At 50.9% G+C, this 9,210-nt stretch carries 9 protein-coding genes; all 9 read right to left on the bottom strand.

What is annotated here, in order from left to right; all coding sequences use genetic code 11:
- Window positions 1-354 precede the first annotated feature (354 nt).
- On the bottom strand, window positions 355-747 hold the full coding sequence (locus tag A8990_RS31010; RefSeq protein ID WP_116192881.1) for a DUF350 domain-containing protein: 393 nt from the start codon (window positions 745-747) through the stop codon (window positions 355-357).
- Window positions 748-1,395 carry a hypothetical protein gene (locus A8990_RS31005; protein WP_116192880.1) on the bottom strand — a complete coding sequence of 216 codons (648 nt, stop codon included), beginning with the start codon at window positions 1,393-1,395 and terminating at the stop codon, window positions 748-750.
- Window positions 1,392-2,606: a glutathionylspermidine synthase family protein gene (locus A8990_RS31000; protein WP_116192879.1), complete on the bottom strand. Its 1,215-nt coding sequence runs from the start codon at window positions 2,604-2,606 to the stop codon at window positions 1,392-1,394. Before A8990_RS31000 ends, A8990_RS31005 begins: the two co-directional genes overlap by 4 nt.
- A complete protein-coding gene (locus A8990_RS30995; RefSeq protein WP_245996321.1) occupies window positions 2,606-3,343 on the bottom strand; it encodes a hypothetical protein in 738 nt (245 codons plus the stop codon). The genes A8990_RS31000 and A8990_RS30995 overlap by 1 nt, the downstream gene beginning before the upstream one ends.
- 51 nt (window positions 3,344-3,394) lie before the next feature.
- Window positions 3,395-3,613, bottom strand: a complete 219-nt coding sequence (locus A8990_RS30990) for a hypothetical protein (RefSeq protein WP_245996320.1) — start codon at window positions 3,611-3,613, stop codon at window positions 3,395-3,397.
- A gap of 141 nt (window positions 3,614-3,754) precedes the next feature.
- A complete protein-coding gene (locus A8990_RS30985; protein ID WP_181909852.1) occupies window positions 3,755-4,591 on the bottom strand; it encodes a methyl-accepting chemotaxis protein in 837 nt (278 codons plus the stop codon).
- A 145-nt stretch (window positions 4,592-4,736) separates the two neighbouring features.
- The gene (locus A8990_RS30980; protein WP_116192875.1) at window positions 4,737-5,912 is read right to left on the bottom strand and encodes a sugar ABC transporter permease; all 1,176 of its coding nucleotides are present in this window, start codon (window positions 5,910-5,912) and stop codon (window positions 4,737-4,739) included.
- Window positions 5,913-5,924: 12 nt separating this feature from the next.
- A complete protein-coding gene (locus A8990_RS30975; RefSeq protein WP_116192874.1) occupies window positions 5,925-7,445 on the bottom strand; it encodes an ATP-binding cassette domain-containing protein in 1,521 nt (506 codons plus the stop codon).
- Between the two features lie 129 nt (window positions 7,446-7,574).
- On the bottom strand, window positions 7,575-8,678 hold the full coding sequence (locus A8990_RS30970; protein WP_116192873.1) for a sugar ABC transporter substrate-binding protein: 1,104 nt from the start codon (window positions 8,676-8,678) through the stop codon (window positions 7,575-7,577).
- Between the last annotated feature and the right edge of the window lie 532 nt (window positions 8,679-9,210).

The following is a 9,210-nucleotide window of genomic DNA, read 5'->3' as shown; positions in this document are numbered from 1 at the left end:
ACGGTTTCGAACAAGGGTTACCGCTTCTTAGCGGAGACGATGAGATCTCCTTGGGTCACGTCAACCGACTTTCCCCCGAAACCAGTCCTCCTAACTTCCAGAGCCACTGGTGGTATTGGACCTCCCCTTCTTTTGCAGGGTTATCCGGCTCTGTCAGCCAACTTGGTATGCCGCCTGTTCCGGGTTTTGCCTTCGCATCCTCCGCACCTCTCCTCGCGGACAAAGCACTATGCGTCAGCTATGCACTTCCGCCACCTCGCGGTGTGCTAGAGACTTTCACTCCTTAGTCGATTGCGCTGCCAAGCGCACAAAAGACGGAGCACCTCATGTGCCCCGCCAATTCCAACCTGCCAACTAAATAATAAGACTGCTCACCGCAAAGCTCGTGCCCAGGAACACGCAGAACAGCAGCGTCCCTACCGCCACATTGCCTTTTTGCAAATGCTCTGCGATGTTCAAGTTCGGCGTTACGAGCTCGAAGATCCAGTAAGCGGCGACGAGACAAACATAACCAACGGCGAACCAGAGTATCACATGCCAAATGGATGTGTTCGTATACATCGCGACGCCAAGAATGATCGCAGTTGCCAGGAACTTGCCGCCAAACGCAAGACCGACGGCAACATTGCCTTTGCGCAGCTCATCCATATCCCGGAATGGCGTCATCCAACTGAATATCAGCATGCCCGCCAACTGAAGAATAATAATTGCAGCAACACTTACGACAAGATTAATAACGACGGTCATTTACGCCCACCCCCTGAATTTGGCATACGCGAGATCATAATCGAGATAGTCGTGGACTTCCTCGACGTTGACCATCACGTTCTTCAAGCTCTTCAGCTTCTCGTACCGCTTATCGTCAATCGGCTGCTTGAGCTGATTGCCCGAAGGCAGCGTAATCACGGCGAAATCCCGCGATTTTCCTTGGTAGGACGTCTTGTATACGCCAACTAGCGGCACTTCCGTCTGCAAAGACACCTTCAGCTTCGCAAGATCATCCTTCGCGCTCGCTTCGGTTTTATACGACTTGATCGCGTTCCACGATGACAGCTTGATTTGATTGCTTCCGCTATCGCTCACCGTCATTGCGGCGGTCATATATTGCAGCGTCCATACATCATCGCCAGTCGCATAGTTTCCGTCGTTCGACAGCAATGTATTGTCAGGCAGAATAACCATATCACTGCCGACGAGATCGCCGACCTTACCTTGCACAATCCGATAATCCCATGGAATCGAGTTATCTGCTGCCGCTTGTTCCGTCGCGACATTCGCTTGACTTGAGAATACGGACTTCTGATCCGATTCACATGCGGTAAGCAGCAGCCCCGCCAGCAATACAAGCAGCATGAACCCCGAAATTCGTCTCCCCAGCTTACCAGCCCTACTCATTGCTCTCTCACTCCCATTGCCACAAAATGGCTCGTATTCCCCGTAATCGGACCGCCTGCACGGCCAAGCATCCCGCAAGGAACTCCGTTGATGACGAACATCCCTGTCAGCAAATGAAGCTCGCCGACAGCCGTCTCAATGCGGGCAAGCTCCGCCCGCTTCTGATACACAAGCGGAAACAGCTCGCTCGTGTCATAGCCGTCCATATCCGCCAGTTCCAGAGCTCCTGCTTGATCGAATAGACGAACGGAGCCGCCTTCCCGTCCGAACATCGACTTCGATACGAAGCTGCCCTCAAACACGGGATTGTTATACGCAGGCAGCATATATCGGCTAATCGCCCCACGCTCCGCCTCGTCAAACAGCAAGCCCAATTCGTACAAGCCCCACACAGCGGCTAGCAAGCCTTTGGACTGCAGCAGTATGCTGTGAATGCCGTTATACAACTTCAAGTTGCCGCTCTCGATCGCATATGCGAGCGCTTCTCCGCCATCGTCTACAGCCATCCATTCCTTCGGATACAAGGCGAACATGCTGCTAATCGGCTGGCCATCGCGATCCTTCAGCACACCTTCGTCGACCCATAGCTCAAGGCAATCGACGCAGCGCATCGGCAAGCCGCTATGTTTCACAAGTGCTTCAATGGTGCCTGAATCCTCCAAGTGCTCCCCATAGCCAACGCAAGCTGCGGCCTCAGGGCGCTCTACGCCCCACGCCTCTGCTAGGCGCTGTGCCATCCCTGCGTTCGGCGAAAAAATTCCCGCTATTCCCGCTTCCTCGCAGAGCCAAGGGGTCGCAATCGAAGCTTCCACATAGCCCGTCGGCGTATCGGCATTCAGCTCAAGCAGCTTGATGACTCCATCATTCGAGATGGCAAAATCAAACCGTGCGTACCGGCTAATCAGCCCTTCCTGAGGAAGCGGAAGCAGATCAAGCGCATCCCATAACACTTCAGGGATACCGAGCAGCTCATAAAATTCCGGCTTGCCATGAATATAGCGGGCGGTCTTATCCAGGATGAGCCACAGCTTCGCAGATGCAGCCTCCAACTCTTCAAACAATGCCCGCGGCATCGTCACAATCTGATCGATCCAGTACGGCTCCTCCGCCAGGTCCGCCCAGCTGAATCCCAGCTCACGCAGCTGCGCTACGCGAGATGCGCGAACCGCATGAGGCTCTCCAATCACGACAAATCGATTCGCTTCCGCCATTAACCGCCGAAGCCTCCAAAGATCGAATGCGAAGAGCTCTTCGAGGAGCTGCTGCCGGACGAGCTCATCGAGCTGGACTTGCCGCCGATTCCGCCTGGCGAAGACGAGGTTGACTTCGACCGGCGCGTTACTGAGCCGCTCTTGTTCGAAGTGACTGGACGTACCGTTGAGCCGGAGACCGGTTTATTTTGAAAGCTGTCGCTGTTATACGCTGTTTTCGGTTTGTAAGTCGTGTGCGTATTCGGCTTGTAAGTCGTATGCGTCGTGTAGTAACGCGTCGTCGAATACGACGAGCCTTGATTGAACAGCAAGTGGTAGAGCATCAGATCGTCCCATCCGAAGCTCGAGTGATATCCGTTGTTAACAATGATCGTATCCCCGGAACTCGATGTTCCGCCGCCACCGGCACCGCCGCTTACAGCCGTGCTGCCGCTTCCCGCTGCTTCCTCGTTATCTTGATCCTCTGCATTCTCATCTGCAAGCATCGGTATGTTCCAATCCACAGCCGGATCAAAATATTGCTTCACCGCGTCCGAGGACCACTCGACCAGCTTCGGCTGTTCCGTCCCCGCAGTTGCCGTTGCTGAAGAATTCCCTTCCGCATAGGCCATCCCGCCGAACACGGCGTTCGCAATCAGCGCAACGCCAAGCGATGTCGATAAGATCCGGAGCGGCTTGCCGTCTTTCGTAAACAGCTTCGACCGAAGCGAATCGGCCTGCCCTTCATCCCACTTCAATGTTACCCCTCCCATGGTGCAATCATTTCTTCGATTCAGATTCAGCTGACCCTATTCATTACGTACGGCAACGACTAAAATTTCAAGTTTTCCTGAATCCAAATTCAATCTGCCTTCCAGCGTCTTAAATTCCTGATTCCCGATCGTTATGAAATTAATATGCTCAAGCGACGTGATCATCGCCGTTGTCCAAATCCGTTCATCGATGCGGTTCAATTCCCCGTCCGCATCCTTCTCGTATACAATGACAGCTATGCCATTATCCATCATCCGCTACTTCCTCTCAAGCCCAAATTAATACCATGATTTTTACAGTAACTGAGAGCTTAAGTTATTGTCAATCATGACGTCCGCATGAAAAAAGACCGCCAGTCCCTTGTCGGGGAACTGACGGTCCAATCGCAGGCCCCTTTAGCTGCGTTTTCCTGCACCGAAACGATCCATAAGTTCATTCGCGGTCACTGCAATATGCTCAAAAGCGGAATCCAGCTCCCTAACGCTCTCGGCATGATGCGCCATATCTTGCTTCACCGTCTCCACATAACTGTTGATTTCATTCAACCGGCTCTGCATTTCGTTAAGCTGCGTGCGAATCGTCTTCGAAGCATCCTTGCTCTGATTCGCCATCTTCCGAATTTCATCCGCAACGACTGCGAAGCCGCGTCCATATTGCCCGGCATGAGCCGCTTCTATAGAAGCATTAAGACCGAGCAGATTCGAGGTATCCGCCAATTCCTGCACAACCTCAATGATGGATTGAATCGCGGTGATATCCTGAAGAATCGAAGCGGACTTCGCCGACAGTTGATCCATCTCGCCATGGATGGAGGAAAAGCCCGAGGCAAGATGATTGGAGGTCGCCGTCATTTCTTCCACTGATGCAGCAAGGCTCTCCGAGGAGTTACGGATCATTTCGAACTTCTCATTCACGGTTACCGAAGAGAGTACCCCTATGAGCTCGCCATTGTATCTGAGAGGAGTTGCTGTTGCCACATAAGCGATTCCGAATGCCTCAGGACCTCTTTCCTCATAACAGACTTTACCGGAGCTCAATGCTTGATCCGATACCGAATTCGCCAGCGCGCTGCGCGGCGTTCCAACGGGAATTTTAACTTTAATCGATGGAGTGGGGCTAAAACCGACTACCTTCTCCAAATCCATCACAAGCAGAATCGTTTCCTCAGCGAAAGCTTGCTGATACGTTTCCATCATATCGATCACCGATTGCATGTACGCTTCTTTACTCATCGTGAGCCCACAACCCTTCATCGTACTTCGTCAAAAAAGCTTATTACATATATATCGGAATCTATGAATGAACTTTTTAATGTAAAAAAAAGTCAGGAACTATTTGAAGTTCCTGACTTTTACTGGATATTTTTTAAAAAATCGATTACGATCTCTTCTTGCGTGTCATTACATCGAAGATAACTGCTGCTGCGAGCACCGCGCCGCGAATCATGTACTGGTACGAGATGCCGACGCCGAGCAGGTTCATACCGCTGGAGAGGGAGGCCATAACGATCGCACCGATGATCGAGCCCGTTACTTTACCAACTCCGCCTGCTGCGGATACGCCGCCGACATAAGCAGCAGCGATTGCGTCAAGCTCGAACAGCGTACCCGCTGTTGTTGTCGCCGATTGCAGACGCGCTGTATACAGAATACCGGAAAGTGCGGAGAGCATACCCATCGAACCGAATACGATGTACGTGATCTTCTTCACGCTGATACCGCTCAGATGAGCCGCTTCCGGGTTGCTTCCTACCGCATAGATATGACGGCCGAGCACTGTTTTCGTGGATAGAATTTGATACACAATGACGACGAGGAGCATGATTACAACTGTCCAGGAGAAGCCGTTGTAGCCTGCGATAATCCAAGTTACATACGCGATAATAGCGGAAACGAATACAAGCTTAACCGAGAACATGCTGTTCGAGATGACTTCAAAGTTGTATTGCTGCTTCTTTCTGCGGTTCGAAATTTCAATGAGTATGAACAGCAGAATAGCGACTGCGCCAAGGATCAAAGAAAGTACGTTCAGTCCGCCCACTTTACCAAGCGAAGGGATAAAGCCGTTACCGATTGCGTTAAAATGATCGTCTTTGACGATGATGGTACCTGTTTTCTCTGTTACCATTAGCAGCGCGCCACGGAAGATCAACATCCCTGCAAGCGAGGCAACGAAGGATGGAATACCGATCTGTGCGACTAGGAAACCGTTCAGCATGCCAACAACGATACCGAATACGAGGATGATCGGAATCGTAATGTAGAACGGAACGCCGAGCTGTGACATGAAGATCGCTTCGATTGCGCCTAGGAAGCCGGCCGAGAAACCGACCGACAAATCGATATGACGGATGACGATGACGAGCGTCATGCCAACCGCAAGAACGGCGATATAGCCGGTTGCATCGAGCATGTTACTAATGTTGCGCGACGACATGAACAGGCCGTCGGTCATGATCGAGAACGTCAGCATGATGACGAACAATGCGATATACATCCCGTATTCGCGGATATTTACTTTAGTCAACGATTTCGCTTCATTAAAGAAATTCATTGTGCCTTCCCCCTATTGCGTTGCAAGTTGCATAATTTTCTCTTGATCCGCTTCCTCGATAGCCAGCTCGCCCGTCATGCGTCCTTCGGCCATGACGTAGACGCGGTCGCTCATGCCGAGCACCTCGCCAAGCTCTGAAGAGATCATAATGATGCTCATGCCTTCTGCGATCAGCTTGTTCATGAGCGTGTAGATCTCGAACTTCGCGCCAACGTCGATTCCGCGTGTCGGCTCATCCAGAATGAGCAGCTTAGGTCCGACGAACAGCCACTTGCCAAGCGATACCTTCTGCTGGTTGCCGCCGCTGAGCTTGCCGACAAGCTGCTCAACCGACGGTGTTTTAATATTGAGCGACTGCTTGTAGGCGTTGGAAATCTTCACTTCTTCATTTTCATTAATGAAGCCGCGCTTCGAAATGCCATGCAGGTTCGCCGCAACGATGTTGCTCTTGATATCTTGAATAAGGAAGAGTCCATCGCCCTTCCGGTCTTCCGTTACGTACGCAATTCCTGCGGTGATCGCATCCTGCGGATGCTTGAAATTGCTCTTCTTGCCGTCAAGCAGCAAGTCGCCTACCAATTTATAAGACTTCGGATTGCCAAAAATGCTTTGTGCGAGTTCTGTTCGTCCGGAGCCCATCAAGCCGGCAATACCGACGATTTCACCTTGTTTAATGTGCAGATCGACTTTCTTGACGACGCTGCGGCCGAGATTCGGATCGTACGCAGACCAGTCCTTCAGCTCAAGAATCGTTCTGCCGAATTTCTTATCGGGCCGTTTCGGATAAATATCATCGATTTCCCGGCCGACCATGTTCTTGATAATGGCGCTTTCCGTTATTTCGCCTTTGGAACCGTCTAGTGTACAGATCGTTTGACCGTCGCGCAGCACTGTCGCTTTATCCGCAACGGCAATTACTTCTTTCAGCTTATGGGAGATCATGATGCATGTAATGCCTTGCTTCTTCAGCTCGCGAAGCAGCTCCAGCAGATTCTCGCTGTCATCTTCATTCAGCGCAGCTGTCGGTTCATCCAGAATGAGCAGTTTTACTTGTTTGCTTAATGCCTTCGCAATTTCGACAAGCTGCTGTTTGCCGACGCCCAGATCCTTAATCAGCGTCTCCGGGTTCACAACCAGCTTCACCATCCGGAGCATTTCCTTCGCCCGCATAATGGTGTGGTTCCAGTCGACGAATGAGCCGCGTTTAATTTCATTTCCTGCAAAAATGTTCTCGTATACCGTCAAATCAGGGAACAGCGCGAGCTCCTGATAAATAATCGCAATTCCGGTTTTTACGCTATCGCTAATCTTGGCGAAGCTCTGCACGTTTCCTTCGAATACGATATCTCCGCTGTAAGAACCATGCGGATATACGCCGGAGAGCACCTTCATCAGCGTCGATTTGCCTGCACCGTTCTCGCCGACCAAGAAATGAATCTCGCCTTTTTTCACTTTAAAGCTGACATCCGACAATGCTTTGACGCCCGGAAATTCTTTGGAAATGCCCTTCATCTCTAATAAATAGTCACTCATGTTCTCGCACTCCTTAACTAAATCATTCAGGTGTTTACTTGCTGATGGCTTGCACCCGTAATCCTGAATGATTAATCGAAGAATAGTGATAGTTGACCTATCACTATTCCTCGAAAAGCCTTTTATGGATTACAGACCTTGGAAGTCGCTCGCTTGGTAGTAGCCGGAATCAATCAGTGCCGCTTTTACGTTGTCTTTGTCAACAACGATTACATCTGTTTGCTTCGCCGGTACTTTGATCTTGCCGTTGTCGTACTCGCCAGTTGTCTCAGGTGTGTTGCCGTCGAGGATCGAAAGCGCCATACCCATAGCGTCTTTAACGAGGTTACGAACGTCTTTGAATACGGTCATGGATTGCTTGCCGTCGATTACGTATTGGATCGAAGCTTTCTCCGCATCCTGACCGGAAACGACGAAGCTCTTCACGTCTTTGTCAGAAGCGAATACGTCTGCGATGGAACGAGCTGTGCCGTCGTTAGGAGCAAGGATTGCAACGTCGCCTTTCATGTCGGCTGCTGCTGCAGTCAAGTGAGTTTGCGCTTTGTTTTTCGCTTCGTTCGGATCCCAGTTCGTCGTGATTTGACCGATGATTTTGCTCAGTTTGTCACGGTCTTGGGAAAGATCGGCAGTGTCTTTCAGAGCTTCAGCTTCGCTGGAGTTCGCGATTTTGAACGTGCCGTCAGCGATTTTCGGTTGAAGCACCGACCATGCGCCTTGGAAGAACAAGAATGCGTTGTTGTCGGAAGCTGCGCCAGCGTAGAGGTACAATGGCTCGCCGCCGCCTTTCGCGTGATCAACCAGGTATTGCGCTTGTGCTGCACCTACTGCAACGCTGTCGAAGGTTACGTAGTAGTCAACCGCATCAGTTTTTGTGATCAGACGGTCGTAGGAGATAACTTTAACGCCAGCTTTCTTAGCGGATTCAACAGCTGCTGCTGCTGCATCGCCGTCTTGAGGACAGATGATCAATACTTGAATGCCTTTATTGATAAGTGTCTCAACGTTCTCTTTCTCTTTCGCTGAGGAGCCTTGGCTGAACAGAATCTCAGTCGTGTAGTCCGTGCCTTTGAGCGCGTCCTTGAAGCGCTGCTCATCCTGTACCCAACGCGGCTCATCCTTCGTTGGAAGTACGATACCTACGCTTACTTTCTCGCTCTTGCCGCAAGCCGCTACAACTGCTGCGAACAGCATGATGACGACTAGAAGCGCTACTGCTTTGAACCCTTTTTTCATGTCTTGTTTCCCCTCTCGGTTAGTTCTAAAACGCTTACAAGCCAACTATAGCACCGGCTATACATCATGAAAGCGCTATACAATAGCACTTTTTTTAGTCTATCTACACATTTTTGTGATTCGGGGACAAGTCGCGCACAAACGGAAGCGAAAGCTACAGTCAAACTAAAACGAAAAGAGCATAAAATCGAGTAGGCCCATGCGCAATTGCATGGGCCTCTCACAGATCCGGACGTGCGGGTCATCGCATCCGGCTCCTCCATGATTATCCCCGTTGGGGATGAAGGTCTTTTTGGATCGAGGACAAACTACTTAGACCGATTTCTTCAAACCACTTGTTTGGCATCGCATACTGCGCATACGTCGAGTAGGAGCTGCGCCAAGCGGTCATTCGTAACCCCGGCAGTTCTCTATCCCATCCTCGTTTGCGCATCTCTCGATGAAGTTTCCTTATCTTCCTCCAGCTTCGCAGCTGTACCGACCGGAGTCTTCTTCTTATCCAACCATCGAGATCTCGGAATCGTTTGCTCAC

This window comes from Paenibacillus taihuensis, from assembly GCF_003386535.1.
Taxonomy (GTDB): domain Bacteria; phylum Bacillota; class Bacilli; order Paenibacillales; family Paenibacillaceae; genus Paenibacillus_Z; species Paenibacillus_Z taihuensis.
The sequence above is the reverse complement of the archived record's forward strand: the minus strand, read 5'-3'. Positions and strand labels throughout refer to the sequence as shown.